Annotated in this window: 18 protein-coding genes; 12 read left to right on the forward strand and 6 right to left on the reverse strand. The window is 71.1% G+C overall.

The genetic code is table 11. The features are described 5' to 3' along the window. Positions 1-145: 145 nt before the first annotated feature. The 10 genes from ACFP3V_RS08330 to ACFP3V_RS08375 all read left to right on the forward strand — a co-directional run bounded on the left by ACFP3V_RS08330 (position 146) and on the right by ACFP3V_RS08375 (position 9,885). Positions 146-592, forward strand: a complete 447-nt coding sequence (locus ACFP3V_RS08330; RefSeq protein WP_380581426.1) for a Rieske (2Fe-2S) protein — start codon at positions 146-148, stop codon at positions 590-592. Between the two features lie 31 nt (positions 593-623). Further along, positions 624-2,627, forward strand: a complete 2,004-nt coding sequence (uvrC, locus tag ACFP3V_RS08335) for an excinuclease ABC subunit UvrC (protein WP_380581428.1) — start codon at positions 624-626, stop codon at positions 2,625-2,627. Further along, positions 2,624-3,517, forward strand: coding sequence for an RNase adapter RapZ (gene rapZ / locus ACFP3V_RS08340; protein ID WP_380581430.1), 894 nt, complete (start codon positions 2,624-2,626; stop codon positions 3,515-3,517). The genes uvrC and rapZ overlap by 4 nt, the downstream gene beginning before the upstream one ends. Before the next feature lie 19 nt (positions 3,518-3,536). Beyond that, positions 3,537-4,565, forward strand: coding sequence for a gluconeogenesis factor YvcK family protein (locus ACFP3V_RS08345; protein WP_380581432.1), 1,029 nt, complete (start codon positions 3,537-3,539; stop codon positions 4,563-4,565). Further along, positions 4,556-5,536 carry a DNA-binding protein WhiA gene (gene whiA / locus ACFP3V_RS08350; RefSeq protein ID WP_380581434.1) on the forward strand — a complete coding sequence of 327 codons (981 nt, stop codon included), beginning with the start codon at positions 4,556-4,558 and terminating at the stop codon, positions 5,534-5,536. Before ACFP3V_RS08345 ends, whiA begins: the two co-directional genes overlap by 10 nt. Before the next feature lie 351 nt (positions 5,537-5,887). Then, positions 5,888-6,889, forward strand: a complete 1,002-nt coding sequence (gene gap, locus ACFP3V_RS08355) for a type I glyceraldehyde-3-phosphate dehydrogenase (protein ID WP_380581436.1) — start codon at positions 5,888-5,890, stop codon at positions 6,887-6,889. A gap of 107 nt (positions 6,890-6,996) precedes the next feature. Continuing rightward, positions 6,997-8,202 (forward strand): phosphoglycerate kinase, encoded by a 1,206-nt coding sequence (locus tag ACFP3V_RS08360; RefSeq protein ID WP_380581438.1) that lies wholly within the window; start codon positions 6,997-6,999, stop codon positions 8,200-8,202. 4 nt (positions 8,203-8,206) lie between these two features. Further along, positions 8,207-8,998 (forward strand): triose-phosphate isomerase, encoded by a 792-nt coding sequence (gene tpiA / locus ACFP3V_RS08365; protein WP_380581440.1) that lies wholly within the window; start codon positions 8,207-8,209, stop codon positions 8,996-8,998. Between the two features lie 93 nt (positions 8,999-9,091). Then, positions 9,092-9,331 carry a preprotein translocase subunit SecG gene (gene secG, locus ACFP3V_RS08370; protein ID WP_380581442.1) on the forward strand — a complete coding sequence of 80 codons (240 nt, stop codon included), beginning with the start codon at positions 9,092-9,094 and terminating at the stop codon, positions 9,329-9,331. Positions 9,332-9,549: 218 nt separating this feature from the next. Beyond that, positions 9,550-9,885 carry an RNA polymerase-binding protein RbpA gene (locus ACFP3V_RS08375; protein WP_380581444.1) on the forward strand — a complete coding sequence of 112 codons (336 nt, stop codon included), beginning with the start codon at positions 9,550-9,552 and terminating at the stop codon, positions 9,883-9,885. Positions 9,886-9,892: 7 nt separating this feature from the next. Here ACFP3V_RS08375 and ACFP3V_RS08380 read toward each other — a convergent pair whose 3' ends face one another. The 6 genes from ACFP3V_RS08380 to tkt all read right to left on the reverse strand — a co-directional run bounded on the left by ACFP3V_RS08380 (position 9,893) and on the right by tkt (position 17,368). Continuing rightward, positions 9,893-10,540 carry a GNAT family N-acetyltransferase gene (locus ACFP3V_RS08380; RefSeq protein WP_380581446.1) on the reverse strand — a complete coding sequence of 216 codons (648 nt, stop codon included), beginning with the start codon at positions 10,538-10,540 and terminating at the stop codon, positions 9,893-9,895. A 199-nt stretch (positions 10,541-10,739) separates the two neighbouring features. Next, positions 10,740-11,522 carry a 6-phosphogluconolactonase gene (gene pgl, locus ACFP3V_RS08385; RefSeq protein WP_380581448.1) on the reverse strand — a complete coding sequence of 261 codons (783 nt, stop codon included), beginning with the start codon at positions 11,520-11,522 and terminating at the stop codon, positions 10,740-10,742. Next, positions 11,519-12,592 (reverse strand): glucose-6-phosphate dehydrogenase assembly protein OpcA, encoded by a 1,074-nt coding sequence (gene opcA, locus ACFP3V_RS08390; protein ID WP_380581450.1) that lies wholly within the window; start codon positions 12,590-12,592, stop codon positions 11,519-11,521. Before opcA ends, pgl begins: the two co-directional genes overlap by 4 nt. Beyond that, positions 12,589-14,157, reverse strand: a complete 1,569-nt coding sequence (gene zwf / locus ACFP3V_RS08395) for a glucose-6-phosphate dehydrogenase (RefSeq protein ID WP_380581452.1) — start codon at positions 14,155-14,157, stop codon at positions 12,589-12,591. The genes opcA and zwf overlap by 4 nt, the downstream gene beginning before the upstream one ends. Further along, positions 14,154-15,278, reverse strand: a complete 1,125-nt coding sequence (tal, locus tag ACFP3V_RS08400) for a transaldolase (protein WP_380581454.1) — start codon at positions 15,276-15,278, stop codon at positions 14,154-14,156. Before tal ends, zwf begins: the two co-directional genes overlap by 4 nt. Positions 15,279-15,292: 14 nt before the next feature. Next, positions 15,293-17,368, reverse strand: a complete 2,076-nt coding sequence (gene tkt / locus ACFP3V_RS08405) for a transketolase (RefSeq protein WP_380581456.1) — start codon at positions 17,366-17,368, stop codon at positions 15,293-15,295. Positions 17,369-17,718: 350 nt separating this feature from the next. Here tkt and ACFP3V_RS08410 point away from each other — a divergent pair, with 350 nt between their 5' ends. Continuing rightward, a complete protein-coding gene (locus ACFP3V_RS08410; protein ID WP_380581458.1) occupies positions 17,719-18,660 on the forward strand; it encodes a heme o synthase in 942 nt (313 codons plus the stop codon). Positions 18,661-18,909: 249 nt separating this feature from the next. Next, the gene (locus tag ACFP3V_RS08415) at positions 18,910-19,224 is read left to right on the forward strand and encodes a hypothetical protein (RefSeq protein WP_380581460.1); all 315 of its coding nucleotides are present in this window, start codon (positions 18,910-18,912) and stop codon (positions 19,222-19,224) included. Positions 19,225-19,244: the final 20 nt, after the last annotated feature.

Raw genomic sequence — 19,244 nt, forward strand, 5'->3', positions numbered from 1 at the left:
TGGTGGGCTGCTCGCGGTGGGGGCACCTCCCGCCCGAAGCGTGGCGGATCCTCGCGGCCCCTGGCGGGGGCTGGTCGGGGGTGCACAGCGGCAGCGTCTATCGTCGTGATCCGGAATGTCCCCTGTTGCCGGAGGAGCGCCGCGCATGTCCGAGTCTGTTTCCGTTCCCGCCGAAGGCGCCTGCTGCGCCAGTCGTCGCAGCGTCCTCCGCGGGGCCGCGGCTGTCGGCGTCGTGGGGACGGCGGGCGTCGCCCTCGCCGCCTGCGGCAGCTCGGGCGGTGCCAAGAAGGCCAGCGGGCCGGTCGAGTTGGGCCCCACCTCCGACGTGCCCGTGGGCGGTGGCAAGGTCTACCGCTCCGCGCAGATCGTCGTCACCCAGCCCACCGCCGGGCAGTTCAAGGGCTTCAGCGCGATCTGCACGCACGCCGGCTGCGTCGTGGACGGCGTCAAGGACGGCGCCATCTCCTGCCCGTGCCACGGGTCCACGTTCAACGCCAGCACGGGCGCCGTCACTGGCGGTCCGGCCCCCTCCGGGCTGCCCTCCGTCACGGTGACCGTCCAGAACGGGAAGCTGATCGCGAACGCGACCTGAGCTGTCACCGCGACTCGGTACCGTTGGGGCCATGGCCGACCCCTCCACCTACCGCCCAGCCCCCGGGCAGATCCCGGACACCCCGGGGGTCTACAAGTTCCGCGACGCCAACGGGCGGGTCATCTACGTCGGCAAGGCCAAGAGCCTGCGGTCCCGACTCGCCAACTACTTCCAGGACTTGGCGGGGCTGCACCCGCGCACCCGCACCATGGTCACCACGGCGGCGAGCGTCGAGTGGACCGTCGTCGGCACCGAGGTGGAGGCGCTCCAGCTGGAGTACAGCTGGATCAAGGAGTTCGACCCCCGGTTCAACGTCAAGTACCGGGACGACAAGAGCTACCCCTCGCTGGCGGTCACCCTCAACGAGGAGTTCCCCCGGGTCCAGGTGATGCGCGGGCCCAAGAAGAAGGGCGTGCGCTACTTCGGCCCCTACGGCCACGCCTGGGCCATCCGCGAGACGGTCGACCTGATGCTGCGCGTCTTCCCCGTGCGCACCTGCTCCGCCGGAGTCTTCAAGCGGGCTCAGCAGATCGACCGGCCCTGCCTGCTCGGCTACATCGGCAAGTGCTCCGCGCCCTGCGTCGGACGCATCTCGCCCGAGGACCATCGTGAACTCGCAGAGGAGTTCTGCGACTTCATGGCCGGGCACGCCGGCACCTACCTCAAGCGGCTGGAGTCCCAGATGCGCGAGGCGGCCGCGGAGATGGAGTACGAGAAGGCGGCCCGGCTGCGCGACGACATGGAGGCGCTGCGCCGCGCGATGGAGAAGAACGCCGTCGTCCTCGCCGACGGCACGGACGCGGACCTGCTCGCGGTGGCCGAGGACGAGCTGGAAGCCGCCGTGCAGATCTTCCACGTCCGCGGCGGCCGGGTGCGCGGCCAGCGCGGCTGGGTGACCGACAAGGTCGAGCAGGTGGACACGGCGGCCCTGGTCGAGCAGGCGCTGCTGCAGCTGTACGGCGAGGAGCGCGGCGAGGCCGTGCCGCGCGAGGTGCTCGTGCCCGCGCTGCCCGATCCGGTGGAGCCGGTGCAGGAGTGGCTGTCCCAGCACCGGGGCGCCAAGGTCGATCTGAGGGTCCCTCAGCGCGGCGACAAGCGCGAGCTGATGGTGACGGTCGAGCGGAACGCGGCCCAGGCGCTCGCCCTGCACAAGACCAAGCGCGCCTCCGACCTGACCACCCGCAGCAAGGCGCTGCAGGAGATCGCCGACGCGCTCGACCTGGATACCGCCCCGCTGCGGATCGAGTGCTACGACATCTCCCACCTGCAGGGGCAGGACGTGGTCGCCTCGATGGTCGTCTTCGAGGACGGCCTGGCCCGCAAGAGCGAGTACCGGCGCTTCGCCATCAAGGGCTTCGAGGGCCAGGACGACGTCCGCTCCATGCACGAGGTGATCACCCGCCGCTTCCGGCACCAGGAACAGGCCCCGGAGCGGGATGAGGAGACCGGCCGGCCGCGCCGGTTCGCCTACCCGCCGCAGCTGATCGTCGTGGACGGCGGCGAGCCGCAGGTGAACGCCGCCCAGCGGGCGCTGATGGAGCTGGGCGTCAACGACGTGGCGCTGTGCGGCCTGGCCAAGCGGCTGGAGGAGGTCTGGCTGCCGGGCGAGGACGACCCGGTGGTGCTGCCGCGCTCCAGTGAGGGCCTCTACCTGCTGCAGCGGGTCCGCGACGAGGCGCACCGCTTCGCCATCAGCTACCAGCGGCAGAAGCGCGGCAAGCGGGCCACCGCCAGTGCCCTGGACGACCTCCCGGGTCTGGGCGAGGCCCGGCGGCAGGCGCTGCTCAAGCACTTCGGCTCCGTGAGGAAGCTGCGCGCGGCCACGATCGACGAACTGTGCGAGGTGCCCGGTATCGGCCGGCGGACCGCCGAGGCCATCGCCGCCGCCCTCGCGTCCCGCACCCCGGCCACCCCCGCCGTCAACATGACGACAGGCGAGATCCTCGAACCGGTGACCTCGAGTTCACCTGGGAAGCCGGACGCGGACGCTAGCGTTGTTCGTACTGATGTGACCGAAAGCGGGGAGTTGACGTGAGTACGCCCGGGAATGGCAAGCCCGCGGAGAATGTTCCGGAGCTGGTGATCATCTCTGGGATGTCCGGGGCCGGCCGCAGCACCGCGGCCAAGTGTCTGGAGGATCTCGGCTGGTTCGTCGTGGACAACCTGCCGCCCGCGCTGATACCGACGATGGTGGATCTCGGGGCCCGCTCCCAGGGCGCGGTCGCCAGGATAGGGGCGGTCGTCGACGTCCGCGGCCGCAGCTTCTTCGACGACCTGCGGGCCTCGCTGGACGAGCTGGAACGCCAGGGCGTCCGGCTGCGCGTCGTCTTCCTGGAGGCCTCGGACGAGGCGCTGGTGCGCCGCTTCGAGAACGTCCGCCGCCCGCACCCGCTTCAGGGCGAGGGCCGGATCGTGGACGGCATCGAGCGCGAGCGGGAGCTGTTGCGCGAGCTGCGCGGCGAGGCCGACCTGGTCATCGACACCTCCAACCTCAACGTGCACGAGCTGCGCGCCAAGATGGACGCGCACTTCGCGGACGACACCGAGCCCGAACTGCGCGCCACCGTCATGTCCTTCGGGTTCAAGTACGGCCTGCCGGTGGACGCCGACCTGGTCGTGGACTGCCGGTTCCTGCCCAACCCGCACTGGGTTCCGGAGCTGCGCGCCCGCACCGGCACGGACGAGGAGGTGGCCCGGTACGTGTTCGACCAACCGGGCGCCAAGGAGTTCCTCAACGGCTACGCCGAACTGCTCCGCATCGTCACCGAGGGGTACCGTCGCGAGGGCAAGCGGTACATGACGATTGCCGTAGGCTGCACCGGAGGTAAACACCGCAGCGTGGCGATGTCCGAGCGCCTGGCCAAGCGTCTCACCGCAGACGGACTCGAAACGGTGCTGGTGCACCGGGACATGGGGCGCGAGTAGCGACAGCCGAGGGGCGCGGGTGACGGTACACAGGGGCGGGGCGGCAGGGCGGCGCGGCGCGTCGAGGTCCGGCTCGGGCAGAGCCGTCGGCCCCCGGATCGTGTCCCTGGGCGGCGGCCGCGGCCTGTCGGCCTCGCTCTCCGCGCTCCGTCGGCTGACCGGTGAGCTGACCGCCGTCGTCACCGTCGCGGACGACGGCGGCTCCAGCGGCCGCCTCCGCGACGAACTGGGCGTGCTGCCCCCGGGCGACCTGCGCAAGGCGCTGGCCGCGCTCTGCGGCGACGACGACTGGGGCCGCACCTGGTCCGACGTCATCCAGCACCGCTTCCAGAGCAACGGCGACCTGCACGGGCACGCCGTGGGCAACCTGCTGATCGTCGCCCTGTGGGAGAAGCTGGGCGATCCGGTCCGGGCCCTGGAGTACGTGGGCCGGCTGCTCGGCGCCCAGGGCCGGGTACTGCCGATGTCCGCGGTCCCGCTGCACATCGAGGCGGACGTACGCGGGCTTGACCCGGCGGACCCGGAACGGGTCGAACGGGTCTTCGGCCAGGCCGAGGTGGCCGTCACGCCGGGTACGATCGTGGACTTCCGGCTGCTGCCGCAGGACCCGCCTGCGGTGCCCGAGGCACTTGACGCGGTCCGCGCCGCGGACTGGGTGGTGCTCGGTCCGGGCTCCTGGTTCACCAGCGTGCTGCCGCACCTGATGGTCCCTCAACTGCGCACGGCCCTCGTCGAGACGCCCGCGCGGACGATACTGACCCTGAACCTGGTCGCCCAGCCGGGGGAGACCGAGGGCTTCTCGCCGCAGCGCCACCTGGAGGTGTTCCGGGAGTACTGCGGGGAGTTGGAGATCGACTTCGTCCTGGCGGACGAGGACGCCGTCCCGGACGTGGACGAGCTCCGCCACGCGGCCAAACGGCTGGGTGCGGAACTCGTGCTCGACCGGGTCGCGGCCCCCGACGGGACCCCGCGACACGACCCGGAGCTTCTGGCCGCAGCGTACGACCGGATCTTCAGAACGCATGGAAGGATCGCGCCATGGCGATGACGGCAGCGGTGAAGGACGAAATCAGCCGACTCCCCGTCACCCGGGCCTGCTGCCGCAAGGCGGAGGTGTCGGCGATCCTGCGCTTCGCGGGCGGACTGCACATTGTGAGCGGACGCATCGTGATCGAGGCGGAGCTCGACACCGGCGCGGCGGCGCGGCGGCTGCGCAAGGACCTGCTGGAGATCTTCGGACACTCCTCGGACCTGGTGGTGATGGCCCCCGGCGGGCTGCGCCGCGGCAGCCGGTACGTGGTGCGCGTGGTGAAGGACGGCGACCTGCTGGCCCGGCAGACGGGGCTGGTGGACGGGCGCGGGCGCCCGATCCGGGGGCTGCCCCCGGCGGTCGTCTCCGGCGCCACCTGTGACGCGGAGGCCGCCTGGCGCGGCGCCTTCCTGGCGCACGGCTCGCTGACCGAGCCGGGCCGCTCGTCGTCGCTGGAGATCACCTGCCCCGGCTCCGAGGCCGCGCTGGCCTTGGTCGGCGCGGCACGGCGGCTGGGCATCCCGGCCAAGGCGCGCGAGGTGCGCGGCGTGGACCGGGTCGTCATCCGCGACGGTGACGCGATCGGGGCGCTGCTGACGCGCCTGGGCGCGCACGAGTCGGTGCTCGCCTGGGAGGAGCGCCGGATGCGGCGTGAGGTCCGCGCCACGGCGAACCGCCTCGCCAACTTCGACGACGCCAACCTGCGCCGCAGCGCGCGTGCCGCGGTCGCGGCGGGCGCGCGGGTCGCGCGCGCGTTGGAGATCCTCGGGGACGACGTGCCCGAGCACCTCGCAGCCGCGGGGCGGCTGCGGATGGAGCACAAGCAGGCGTCGCTGGAGGAGCTGGGCTCTCTGGCGGACCCCCCGCTGACCAAGGACGCGGTGGCCGGCCGGATCCGCCGCCTGCTGGCGATGGCGGACAAGCGCGCGAACGAGTTGGGGCTGCCGAACACCGAGCAGAGCCTGACGGAGGAAATGGTCGCCGGCTGAGCCCCCGTCAGCGCCGGGGCCGGAGGCCGATAGGGGCGCGAGGATCCCCCACCCTCCCCCAGCCTTCGGCCGGGGGTGCCCCCACGGCGGGAGGTGCCCCCACCGCGAGCAGGACACCACCAGGGAGGTCCGTCCCCGATCACGGGTCGGACCTCCCTCAGTGGTGTCCTGCTCGCGGTGGGGCACCTCGCGCCCCTGAGGGAGTGCAACCTGCTGCAGGGGGAAAAGGCGGAGCGCAAGGCTGGACAGATGTGCTTTGGGACACGTCGGGGAGGTAGGGTTTTCAGCGGTCGGGGACATCCCAAATCCAGCTCGTCGGCTTGGGCCGACTAAAAGCGAGGAGATCGGTTCGTGACGATCCGCGTAGGCATCAACGGATTCGGCCGCATCGGCCGCAACTACTTCCGTGCGATCGCGTCCCAGGGCGCCGACATCGAGGTTGTCGGTGTCAACGACCTGACCGACACCAAGACCCTGGCGCACCTGCTGAAGTACGACTCGACCCTGGGCACCTTCCACGCCGAGGTGACGCACACCGACGACAGCATCACGGTCGACGGCAAGACCTTCAAGGTCACCGCCGAGCGTGACCCCGCCAACCTGCCCTGGGCCGAGCTGGGCGCCGACATCGTCGTCGAGTCCACCGGCATCTTCACCAAGGCCGAGGCCGCGAAGAAGCACCTCCAGGCCGGTGCCAAGAAGGTCCTCATCTCCGCCCCCGCGACGGACGAGGACATCACGATCGTCATGGGCGTCAACGACGACAAGCTGACGGCCGAGCAGAGCATCATCTCGAACGCCTCCTGCACCACCAACTGTGTGGCCCCGATGGCGAAGGTCCTCAACGAGGCCTTCGGCATCGTCAAGGGCTTCATGACGACCGTTCACGCCTACACCAACGACCAGGTCACGCTGGACTTCCCGCACAAGGACCTGCGCCGCGCCCGGGCCGCCGCCCTGAGCATCATCCCGACCTCCACCGGTGCCGCCAAGGCCACCGCACTGGTGCTGCCGGAGCTCAAGGGCAAGCTCGACGGCACCTCCCTGCGCGTCCCGGTCCCCACCGGCTCCATCACCGACCTGGTGGTCACCCTGGAGCGCGAGGTCACCAAGGACGAGGTCAACGCCGCGTTCCAGAAGGCCGCCGAGGGCGCGCTCAAGGGCATCCTGGCCTACAACGAGGACCCGATCGTCTCCCGCGACATCGTCAACTCGCCGTTCTCCTGCATCTTCGACGCCCCGCTGACCATGGTCCAGGGCAACGAGGTCAAGGTCTTCGGCTGGTACGACAACGAGTGGGGCTACTCCAACCGCCTGGTGAACCTCACCTCGCTGGTCGGTGAGAAGCTCTGACGAGCTGGTAATGCGTCACGACAGGGTCCGGACGACAGCGTCCGGACCCTGTCCGTGTGGCCCGACCCTTGACCGACCTGCCTGACCCCACGTCACCAGGAGTAGCCGTGAAGACCCTTGACGACCTCGACGTCGCAGGGAAGCGCGTCTTCGTCCGCGCGGACCTCAACGTCCCGCTGAACGACGGCGTCATCACCGACGACGGCCGGATCCGCGCCGTCCTGCCGACGATCGCCAAGCTGGCCGAGGCCGGCGCCAAGGTGGTCGTCGCCTCGCACCTGGGCCGCCCGAAGGGCGAGCCCGACCCGAAGTTCTCGCTGCTGCCCGCCGCCGAGCGGCTGGGCGAGCTGCTCGGTTTCCCGGTCGCCTTCGCCCAGGACACCGTCGGCCCCGCCGCGCACGACGCGGTGAACGGGCTCGAGCCCGGCCAGGTGGCCGTGATCGAGAACCTGCGCTTCAACCCCGGCGAGACCAGCAAGGACGACGTCGAGCGCGGCGAGTTCGCCGACCGGCTGGCCGCCCTGGCCGACCTCTACGTCGGTGACGGCTTCGGCGCGGTGCACCGCAAGCACGCCTCCGTCTACGACCTCCCGGCCCGGCTTCCGCACGCCGCCGGCCTGCTGATCGAGAAGGAGGTCTCGGTCCTGAAGAAGCTGACGGACGAGGTCTCCCGCCCGTACGTGGTGATCCTCGGCGGCGCCAAGGTCTCGGACAAGCTCGCTGTGATCGACAACCTGCTGGGCAAGGCCGACCGCATCCTCATCGGCGGCGGCATGGCCTACACCTTCCTCGCCGCGCAGGGCCACGAGGTCGGCAAGTCGATCCTGCAGGAGGAGCAGATCCCCACGGTCAAGGAGTACCTGAAGCGCGCCGAGGAGTCCGGCGTCGAGTTCGTGCTCCCGGTGGACGTGGCGATCTCCTCCGACTTCCCGGACCTGAAGACGCAGGCTCCGGTCGAGGACTTCGCGGTCGTGGACGCCTCCGCCATCCCGGCGGACAAGGAGGGCCTGGACATCGGCCCGAAGACGCAGGCGCTCTTCGCGTCGAAGATCGCGGACGCGGCCACCGCGTTCTGGAACGGCCCGATGGGCGTGTTCGAGCACCCGGCCTTCGCCGAGGGCACCAAGGCCGTCGCCCAGGCGCTGGCCGAGGCCGACGCCTTCAGCGTGGTCGGCGGCGGCGACTCGGCCGCGGCGGTGCGTATCCTCGGCTTCGACGAGAAGCAGTTCGGTCACATCTCGACGGGTGGCGGCGCCAGCCTCGAGTACCTCGAGGGCAAGAGCCTGCCGGGCCTTGCCGCACTGGAGAACTGAGTACATGTCAGACGCACGCACCCCGCTGATGGCGGGCAACTGGAAGATGAACCTCAACCACCTCGAGGCCATCGCCCACACCCAGAAGCTCGCCTTCGCCCTCACCGACAAGGACTACGACGCCGTCGAGGTCGCGGTGCTGACCCCGTTCACCGACCTGCGCTCCGTGCAGACGCTGGTGGACGGCGACAAGCTCCGCATCAAGTACGGCTCGCAGGACATCTCGGCGCACGACTCCGGGGCCTACACCGGCGAGATCTCCGGCCCGATGCTGGCCAAGCTCAAGTGCAGCTACGCGGTCATCGGCCACTCGGAGCGCCGCCAGTACCACGGCGAGAACGAGGAGATCGTCAACGCCAAGGTCAAGGCCGCGTTCCGGAACGGCGTCGTGCCGATCCTGTGCGTCGGCGAGGGCCTGGACGTCCGCAAGGCCGGGGACCAGGTCTCCTACACCCTGGCGCAGCTCGACGGCGCGCTCGAGGGCGTCCCCGCGGCGGACGTCGAGAAGATCGTCGTCGCCTACGAGCCCGTCTGGGCCATCGGGACCGGCGAGGTGGCCACCCCCGAGGACGCGCAGGAGGTCTGCGGCGCGATCCGGGTCCGGCTGGCCGAGCTCTACAGCCAGGACGTCGCGGACAAGGTCCGCGTCCTCTACGGCGGTTCGGTGAAGGCGTCGAACGCGGCCGGCATCATGGCGCAGCCGGACGTGGACGGCGCGCTGATCGGCGGCGCCTCGCTGGACGCCGACGAGTTCGTCAAGATCGTGCGCTACCGGGACTCGGCTGTTTCCGCGTAGGCTGTCGCACGCCTAGAGTGGTACGGCCCGCTCCCTCTCCGGGGCGGGCCGCACCACGCGGGTTCCGCACTCACTCGAAGGATTGGTCCGGCTGTGATCCTCGGCTTCTCCATCGCGCTGATCTTCTTCAGCGTGATGATGATCATTCTGGTCCTGCTGCACAAGGGCAAGGGCGGCGGCCTGTCCGACATGTTCGGCGGCGGCATGTCCGCCACCGGCGGCGGTTCGGCGGTGGCCGAGCGGAACCTGGACCGCATCACCATCTTCATGGGTGTGGCCTGGTTCGCCTGCATCGTCATCCTCTCGCTGCTGCTCAAGGCCAAGAACGGCTGACCGCCCGCGAACGGCCCTTTTCCACAGGCTGCAGCAGGCATCTGACGGAGCGTCGCCCCGCCGCCTATCATGGTGACCGTCGTCACTTCAGGCGATGTGGGGCGACGCTTATGCGTTCCGTACACTGGGACGACTTCCGTCGAGCCGGACATCCGGCGGGGGGTGACGGACCGCCCAGGGGGGCAGCGCCGAGCAGGTAATCACGCAGGGAGCAGACCGTGGCAAGTGGCAACGCCATCCGTGGCAGCAGGGTCGGGGCCGGCCCGATGGGGGAGGCGGAGCGGGGCGAGTCCGCACCGCGGCTCCGAATCTCCTTCTGGTGTGCCAACGGGCATGAGACGCGCCCGAGTTTCGCCTCCGACGCGCAGATCCCGGACACCTGGGACTGCCCCCGCTGCGGCTTCCCGGCCGGCCAGGACGAGAACAACCCGCCCGCCCCGCCGCGCACCGAGCCCTACAAGACCCACCTCGCCTACGTCCGCGAGCGCCGCTCCGACGCCGACGGCGAGGCGATCCTCGCGGAGGCCCTCGCCAAGCTCCGCGGCGAGATCTGACGCTCCCTCATCCTCCCGGCGCAGCGCGGCCCGACCCCTCACCACGGGCCGCGCCGCTGCGCCACATGGTGGGTATCTCCGGTGCCCCCGCCGGTAGTTGCAGCCGACCGGTGACTTCGAAGCCGAAGTGCTCGTAGAGCGGCACGTTGCGCAGGTTGCTGGACTCCAGGTACGCGGGCAGCCCGGCCGCGTCCGCGGCGTCGAGCCGCGGTCGGAGCAGGCGTGAGGAGAGCCCCGCGCCCTGGTGCTCGGGCCGGACGCCGATCACGTAGAGGTACCAGTGCGGCTCGCGCGGATGGGCGCGGAAGGACGCCGACTGGAACGCGTTGCCCCGCAGGATGCCCCGCCCGTAGCCGCGCAGGAAGCCCGTGGCGGCGGCGAGTTGCCGCGGGAGCGGCGGGTGCGCCTTGCCCGGGGGCAGCCAGAGGGCACCGCCGAGCACGTCCGCGCCCTGGGCGATCAGATCGACGGCGCGGTGGGGCAGGCACTCCCAGCGGAGCAGGGTCGTGAAGATGCGCTCGAGCCGCGCACGGCGGCGGGAGAGCCCCTTCAGGGCCCAGAGGAATTGCGGGTCCTCCTCGAAGGCCGCGGCGAGCGCGGCCGCGAGCGGCCGGATGTCGGCCTTCCCGGCCGCCCGAACGGTGAATTCCCCCATGGCAGAAGGCTAGTTGACCTCCACCCCCCGGCACAGCCCCAGCCACGCAACCCGCCCGGGGCACGGGGAGGCCCCGCAGGGGCGCGAGGAACTGCGCGAGCAACCCACCACCCGGGGAGGTCCGTCCCGCAGATGGAGTCGGACCTCCCCGAGTGGTGGGCGGGTCGCGCAGTTCCTCGCGCCCCCAAGGGGCTGCAACTTACGCGCTTGCAGGCGGGTACAGCTGGGCGGGGATCCTGCCGGCGGCAGCCCTGTCGAGGAGCCAGAGGGTGCGCTGGGTGCCGCGGGCACCCGACGCCGGGGCCTGGATCTCGCCGGGGCCGGAGAGGGCGAGGGCGACGGCGTCGGCCTTGTCCTCGCCCGCGGCCAGCAACCAGACCTCGCGGGCCGCCCGGATGGCGGGGAGGGTCAGCGAGATCCGGGTCGGCGGCGGCTTCGGCGCGCCGCGCACGCCCACCACGGTCAGTTCGGTCTCGCGGACCCCCGGGTGCTCCGGGAACAGCGAGGCCACGTGGGTGTCCGGGCCCACGCCGAGCAGCAGCACGTCGAAGGCGGGCACGCCGAGACGGTCCTCCGGCCGGGCCGCCTTGGCCAGCTCCTCGGCGTAACGCTCCGCCGCCGCTTCCGGGTTGTCGCCGTCGGGGCCGTCGGAGGCCGGCATCGGGTGGACCCGGGCCGGGTCGAGCGGGACCCGGTCCAGCAGTTCGTCGCGGGCCTGGGTGTGGTTGCGCTCCGGGTCCCCCTCGGGGAGGAACCGCTCGTCGCCCCACCACAGGTCGAGGCGTCCCCAGTCCACCGCGTCGCGCGCGGGGGAGGAGGCCAGGGCGGCGAGCAGCGCGTTGCCGTTGCGCCCGCCCGTCAGCACCACCGAGGCGGTGCCGCGGGCGGACTGGGCGTCGACGATCTTCGTGATCAGGCGGGCCGCCGCGGCAAGGGCCATCAGCTCCTTGTCGCGGTGGACCACCAGTTGAGGTGTCGTCACTTCTTCGTCCTGGAAGGGGAAGCGGTGGCCTTCTTCGCCGGGGCCTTCTTCGCCGGGGCCGGAACGGCGGCCTCAGCAGCGTCCGAAGCCCCCGCGTCCTGGGCGACGTCCGAGGGGGCGTCGACGACCTCGTGCCGGGAGCCGTCCTGGTGCAGCGCGTCCACGCCGTAGCGGACGGCCGCGGCGTAGATGTCGTCCGGGTCGAGCCGGCGCAGCTCCTCGGCGATCAGCTCGCTGGTCTCCCGCCGCTTCAACGCCACCATGCGGTCCGGCTGCTGAGGCATCGTCAGGGTGGCCAGCGCGCCGTCCGGGCGGTCCAGCTTCACGTCGCCCTCGGCCGTCTTGAGCCGGACGGCGGTGATGCCGGGCCCCTCGGAGACGACGCGGTCCACCGTGACGTCCAGGCGCTCGGCGAGCCACAGCGCCAGCAGTTCGGTGCTGGGGTTGTAGGACTCGCCCTCGACCACCGCGTGCTCGACCTTGAGCGGACGCTGGTCCAGCGCCGCCGCCAGCATGGAGCGCCACGGGGTGATCCGGGTCCAGGCCAGGTCGGTGTCGCCGGGGGCGTAGGAACGGGCCCGCGCGTCCAGCTGCTTGACCGGGTCGGCCGCGGTGACCGCGTCGGTGATGCGGCGGGCGGCCAGCGAGCCCAGGGGGTCCTGGGACGGGACCTCCGGCGCGTTCTCCGGCCACCAGACGACCACCGGGGCGTCCGGCAGCAGCAGCGGCAGCACGACCGACTGCGGGTGGTTGGCCAGTTCGCCGTGCAGGCGGAGCACCACGGTCTCGCCGGTGCCCGAGTCGGAGCCGACCCGGACCTCGGCGTCCAGCCGGGCCTCGGCCCGGGCTCGCGGGGAGCGGCCCGGGCGCTTGACCACCGCGAGGATGCGCGAGGGGTGTTCGCGCGACGCGTCCTCGGCGGCCTTGAGCGCGTCGTAGGCGCTGCCCTCGTCGGTGACGATGACGAGGGTCAGCACCATGCCGACGGTCGCGGTGCCGGAGGCACGGCGCGCCTCGATCAGCGCGCCGTTGATCTTGCTGGAGGTGGTGTCGGTCAGGTCGATCTTCATGGCCGACGCCACGTCCTTCCGTCTCGTGCGAGCATCTCGTCGGCCTCGGCCGGGCCCCAGGTGCCGGCCGGGTACTGGGCGGGCCGGCCGTGCTTGTCCCAGTACTCCTCGATCGGGTCGAGGATCCGCCAGGACTCCTCCACCTCCTGGTGGCGCGGGAACAGGTTGGCGTCGCCGAGCAGGACGTCGAGGATCAGGCGCTCGTACGCCTCGGGGCTGGACTCGGTGAAGGACTCGCCGTAGGCGAAGTCCATCGTCACGTCCCGGACCTCCATGGAGGTGCCGGGCACCTTGGAGCCGAAGCGGACGGTGACGCCCTCGTCCGGCTGCACCCGGATCACCAGTGCGTTCTGGCCCAGCTCCTCCGTCGCCGCGGCGTCGAAGGGCAGGTAGGGGGCGCGCTGGAAGACGACCGCGATCTCGGTGACGCGGCGGCCCAGGCGCTTGCCGGTGCGCAGGTAGAACGGGACGCCGGCCCAGCGGCGGTTGTTGATCTCCAGCTTGATGGCCGCGAAGGTGTCGGTCTTGGACTTGGGGTCGATCCCCTCCTCCTCCAGGTAGCCGAGCACCTCCTCGCCGCCCTGCCAGCCGTGCGCGTACTGCCCGCGCACGGTGTGCCGGCCGAGGTCCTTGGGGATGCGGACCGCGGACAGCACCTTGAGCTTCTCGGCCACCAGCGCCTTGGGGTGGAAGGAGGCGGGCTCCTCCATCGCCGTCAGCGCGAGCAGCTGCAGCAGGTGGTTCTGGATGACGTCGCGGGCGGCGCCGATGCCGTCGTAGTAGCCGGCGCGGCCGCCGATGCCGATGTCCTCGGCCATGGTGATCTGCACGTGGTCGACGAAGGACCGGTTCCAGATCGGCTCGAACATCTGGTTGGCGAAGCGCAGTGCCAGGATGTTCTGGACCGTCTCCTTGCCCAGGTAGTGGTCGATCCGGAAGACCTCGTCCCGCGGGAAGACCTCGTGCACGACCCGGTTCAACTCCTGTGCGGAGCTGAGGTCGTGGCCGAACGGCTTCTCGATGACCGCGCGGCGCCAGGAACCCGGCGGCGGGTCGGCCAGGCCGTGCTTCTTGAGCTGCTGGACGACCGTGGGGAAGAACTTCGGCGGCACCGACAGGTAGAAGGCGAAGTTGCCGCTGGTGCCCTGGGCCTTGTCCAGCTCCTCGATGGTCTCCCGGAGCTTGTCGAAGGCCTCGTCGTCGTGGAACTCGCCCTGGATGAACCGCATGCCCTTGGCGAGCTGCTGCCAGACCTCCTCGCGGAAGGGGGTGCGCGAGTGCTCCTTGACGGAGTCGTGCACCACCTGGGCGAAGTCCTCGTCCTCCCAGTCCCGGCGGGCGAACCCGACCAGGGAGAAGCCCGGGGGCAGCAGGCCGCGGTTGGCCAGGTCGTACACCGCGGGCATCAGCTTCTTGCGCGACAGGTCGCCGGTGACCCCGAAGATGACCAGGCCGGACGGCCCCGCGATACGCGGGAGCCGCCGGTCCGCCGGGTCACGCAGCGGGTTGGTCCAGGTCTGGCCCTTCGTGGGGGCGTCCTCGGATACCGCTGCCGTGTCGGTCACTTCGATGAACCGCCCTTCACGAAGGATTCGAGCGTGGCCTGGACGGTGCCCAGGAGTTCCTTCCAGGAGACCTCGAACTTCTCCACACCCTCGTCCTCCAGCAGCTGGACGACGTCGTCGTAGGAGATGCCCAGCTTCTCGACCGCGTCGAGCACGGCCTGGGCCTCGGCGTAGGTCCCGGAGATGGTGTCGCCGCGGACGACGCCGTGGTCGGCGACGGCGTCCAGGGTGGCCTCCGGCATGGTGTTGACCGTGCCGGGCGCGACCAGGTCGACGACGTACATGGTGTCGTCGTAGGCCGGGTCCTTGACGCCGGTGGAGGCCCACAGCGGACGCTGCGGCTTGGCGCCGGCGGCCTCCAGGGCCTTCCAGCGGTCCGAGGAGAAGACCTCCTCGTAGGCCTGGTAGGCCAGGCGGGCGTTGGCGATCGCGGACTTGCCCTTGAGCGCCTCGGCCTCGGGGGTGCCGATCTTCGTCAGCCGCTTGTCGATCTCGGTGTCGACGCGGGAGACGAAGAAGGAGGCCACCGACTCGATGCCGGACAGGTCGATGCCCTTGGCCTTGGCCTGCTCCAGACCCGTCAGGAAGGCGTCCATGACGGCCTTGTAGCGCTCAAGGGAGAAGATCAGGGTCACGTTGACGCTGATGCCCTCGGCGAGCACCGCCGTGATCGCGGGCAGGCCGGCCCGGGTGGCCGGGATCTTGATCAGGGTGTTCGGCCGGTCCACCAGCCAGGCCAGCTGCTTGGCCTCGGCGATGGTCGCCTCGGTGCTGTGGGCCAGGCGCGGGTCGACCTCGATGGAGACCCGGCCGTCACGGCCGTTGGAGGAGTCGTAGACCGGACGCAGCACGTCCGCGGCCTCGCGCACGTCGGCGGTGGTGATCATGCGCACCGCCTCCTCCACCGTCACCTCGCGCACGGCGAGGTCCTTGACCTGGTCCTCGTAGCCGTCGCCGGAGCCGATGGCCTTCTGGAAGATCGACGGGTTGGTGGTGACGCCGACGACGTGCTTGTCGCGTACCAGCTCGGCCAGGTTGCCGGTGGTCAGGCGCTTGCGCGACAGGTCGTCCAGCCAGATCGCCACACCCGCGTCGCTCAGCTGCTTCAGAGCGTCAGACATTGTTCTGCTACCTCTCAACTCTCAACTGCGGCAAGGGACTCGCGGGCAGCGTTGGCCACGGCCTCAGGCGTGAATCCGAACTCGCGGAAGAGCACCTTGGCGTCGGCGGAGGCGCCGAAGTGCTCCAGGGAGACGATGCGGCCGGCCTCGCCGACGAACCGGTACCAGGACAGGCCGATGCCTGCCTCGACCGCCACGCGGGCCTTGACCGACTTGGGCAGGACGCTCTCCCGGTAGGCCGCGTCCTGCTCCTCGAACCACTCGATCGACGGCATCGAGACCACCCGGGTCGGGATGCCCTCGGCCTGCAGCTGCTCGCGGGCCGCGACGGCCAGCTGCAGCTCGGAGCCGGTGCCGATGAGGATCACCTTCGGGGCGCCGCCCTCGGCCTCGGTGTGCACGTAACCGCCCTTCGCCGCATCGGCGTTGGCCGGGTAGGTGGGCACTCCCTGACGGGTCAGCGCGAGGCCGTGCGGGGCCGGCTTGGCGGTGTGGCGGCGGGTGATCTCGCGCCAGGCGATCGCCGTCTCGTTGGCGTCCGCCGGGCGGACGACGTTCAGCCCCGGGATGGCGCGCAGCGCGGCCAGGTGCTCGACCGGCTGGTGGGTCGGGCCGTCCTCGCCCAGGCCGATGGAGTCGTGCGTCCACACGTAGGTGACCGGCTGCTTCATCAGCGCGGCCAGGCGCACGGCCGGGCGCATGTAGTCGGAGAACACCAGGAAGGTGCCGCCGTAGATGCGGGTGTTGCCGTGCAGGGCGATGCCGTTCATGACCGAGCCCATGGCGTGCTCGCGGATGCCGAAGTGCACCGTGCGGCCGTAGGGGTTCGCCTCGGGCAGCGGGTTGCCCTCGGGCAGGAACGACGAACTGGCGTCGATGGTGGTGTTGTTGGAGCCGGCCAGGTCGGCCGAGCCGCCCCACAGCTCCGGGATCACCTTGCCGAGCGCCTGCAGCACCTTGCCGGAGGCGGCGCGGGTGGCCACCGAGGAGCCGGTCTCGAAGACGGGCAGCGCCTGCTCCCAGCCCTCGGGGAGCTCGCCGGCCTGGATGCGGTCGAACAGCGCGGCGCGCTCCGGGTTGGCGGCGCGCCACTCGGACAGCTGCTTGTCCCACTCGGCGTGCGCGTCCGCGCCGCGGTCGCCGACCTTGCGGGCGTGCGCCAGCACCTCGGGGGCGACGTCGAAGGACTTCTCCGGGTCGAAGCCGAGCACCCGCTTGGTGGCGGCGACCTCGTCCGCGCCCAGCGCGGAGCCGTGGGCGGCCTCGGTGTTCTGCGCGTTCGGGGCCGGCCAGGCGATGATCGTGCGCATCGCGATGATGGACGGGCGGCCGGTCTCGTTCTTGGCGGCGGTCAGCGCGTCGTTGAGCGCGTGCACGTCGATGTCGCCGGACTCGGCGGGCTCGATGCGCTGCACGTGCCAGCCGTAGGCCTCGTAGCGCTTCAGCACGTCCTCGGAGAAGGCGGTCTCGGTGTCGCCCTCGATCGAGATGTGGTTGTCGTCGTAGAGGAAGACCAGGTTCCCCAGCTTCTGGTGACCGGCCAGCGAGGACGCCTCGGAGGCGATGCCCTCCTCCAGGTCGCCGTCGCTGACGATGGCCCAGATGGTGTGGTCGAAGGGGGAGGTGCCCGGGGCCGCCTCCGGGTCGAAGAGGCCGCGCTCGTACCGGGCCGCCATCGCCATGCCCACCGCGTTGCCCACGCCCTGGCCCAGCGGACCGGTGGTGGTCTCCACGCCGACCGTGTGCCCGTGCTCGGGGTGGCCGGGGGTCAGCGAGCCCCAGGTCCGGAAGGACTCCAGGTCCTCCAGGGTCAGCCCGTAGCCGGACAGGTACAGCTGGATGTAGAGGGTCAGGCTGGTGTGCCCGGGGGAGAGGACGAACCGGTCACGGCCCACCCACTGGGCGTCCGCCGGGTCGTGGCGCAGGAAGCGCTGGTAGATCAGGTAGGCCGCGGGGGCCAGGCTCATCGCGGTGCCGGGGTGCCCGTTGCCCACCTTCTGCACGGCGTCCGCGGCGAGAACGCGTACTGTGTCCACCGCCCGCTGGTCAAGCTCGGTCCATTCGAAGGTGCTGCTCGGCGTCGTGCTCACCCTGAATCAGGGCTCCCTTCCGTATATACGTGTTCGACCCGAACCAGAGCCCGACGGCGGCGGCGGACCCTGGTCACAGAGCGTTGACCCGCTTTACGAAACGAGCCTACCGCTCAGGCGTGTGCCCTTTGCCGCCCGTCCAGAACGGTGTGGGTGTCGGTGGCATTCCCAGAGCTCAGCCTGCACGGCGCGGCCGTCGGCCGCCCGCCCAGAGGAGGCGGACTCGCCCGACACGGGGACCCGGCGCAGAGGCGGACATATGCAACGTCTAAGGTGGCGTGGTACGCGCAGGAGCCGTGGGACCAAGGGGCTACGGGGATCTGCTGAAGCTTCATCAACCAGGGGTGTTCGTGACCGCCGTCGAATCGCGCCCGGCAGGGGTCGTCCCGGCGACCCCCGGGCACCGGCCGCTGGCGGCCCGTGTCGGGGCCTTCGTCGCACTGACCAAGCCTCGGATCATCGAGCTGCTGCTGATCACCACCGTCCCGGTGATGTTCCTGGCCCAGCGCGGCGTTCCGGACCTGCTGCTCGTGCTGACCGTGGTCGTCGGCGGCTACCTTTCCGCGGGCGGCGCCAACGCGCTGAACATGTACATCGACCGCGACATCGACGCGCTGATGCACCGCACGGAGCGGCGGCCCCTGGTGACCGGGATGGTGTCGCCGCGGGAGGCCCTGTGGTTCGGCATCGCGCTGGCCGTCGGTTCCACCCTGTGGTTCGCGGCCTTCGTGAACGTGCTGAGCGCGGGGCTGTCGCTGGCGGCGCTGCTGTTCTACGTCTTCGTCTACACGCTGGGGCTGAAGCGGCGGACCTCCCAGAACATCGTCTGGGGCGGGATCGCCGGCTGCATGCCGGTGTTCATCGGCTGGGCGGCGGTGACGAACTCGCTGGCGTGGTCGCCGGTGGTGCTGTTCCTGGTGATCTTCTTCTGGACGCCGCCCCACTACTGGCCGCTGTCGATGAAGGTCAAGGACGACTACGCGAACGCCGGCGTGCCCATGCTGCCGGTGCTGGCGAGCAATGAGGCGGTGGCCAAGCAGATCGTCGGCTACAGCTGGGTGATGGTGGCGGTGTCGCTGGCGCTGTGGCCGCTGGGGCACACGAGCTGGCTGTACCCGGTGTCGGCGGTGCTGCTGGGAGCGTTCTGGCTGAAGGAGGCCCACGGCCTGCTGGCCCGCGCGAAGGCGGGGGTGGTCGGCGCGAAGCTCAAGGAGATGCGGCTGTTCCACTGGTCCATCACCTACCTCACCCTGCTGTTCGTCGAGATCGCCATCGACCCCTTCCTCAAGTGAGGTAGTTGCACCCCGCCCAGGGAGCGCGAGGATCCCCCACCCTTCGGGCGGGAGGTGCCCCCACCGCGACCGGCCCACCACTCGCGGAGGTTCGACCCGTTGATCAGGATCGGACCTCCCCGGGTGGTGGGCCGGTCGCGCAGTTCCTCGCGCCCCCGGCGGCTGCGCCGCCCGAGGGGCGAACTCGTGTGCAACATCGCACACGTCCGCCTGTCGATCCCGCGGATACCCGCGGGTAGGGTGCTGGGCATGAGCGAAGAGACCCTCAGCAGCCGCGACGAGCGTCGGGCCGCGCGTATCGCGAAGAACATCCGCGGCTTCGCCGCCTCCCACGGCGGCTCCGCGGACGCCGTCGTGGAGTACGTGGGCGGGATCGCCACCCGCATCGCGCTGGTGGGCGCCGACGGTGCCTGGGGCGACCAGGTCGCGCGGAGCTACCCGGTCGCCGAGCGGGCCGTGGAGCTGGCCGGGGCGACCCGGCACGAGTCCTTCGAGGGCGAGCTGGGCCTCAAGGTGCGGACCGGCTCCTACGAGTGGAAGCGGATGGCCGGCATCCAGCTCTGACGGGGCGTCGGCTGACGCTC

Source organism: Streptacidiphilus monticola (assembly GCF_042658505.1).
Lineage (GTDB): Bacteria > Actinomycetota > Actinomycetes > Streptomycetales > Streptomycetaceae > Streptacidiphilus > Streptacidiphilus monticola.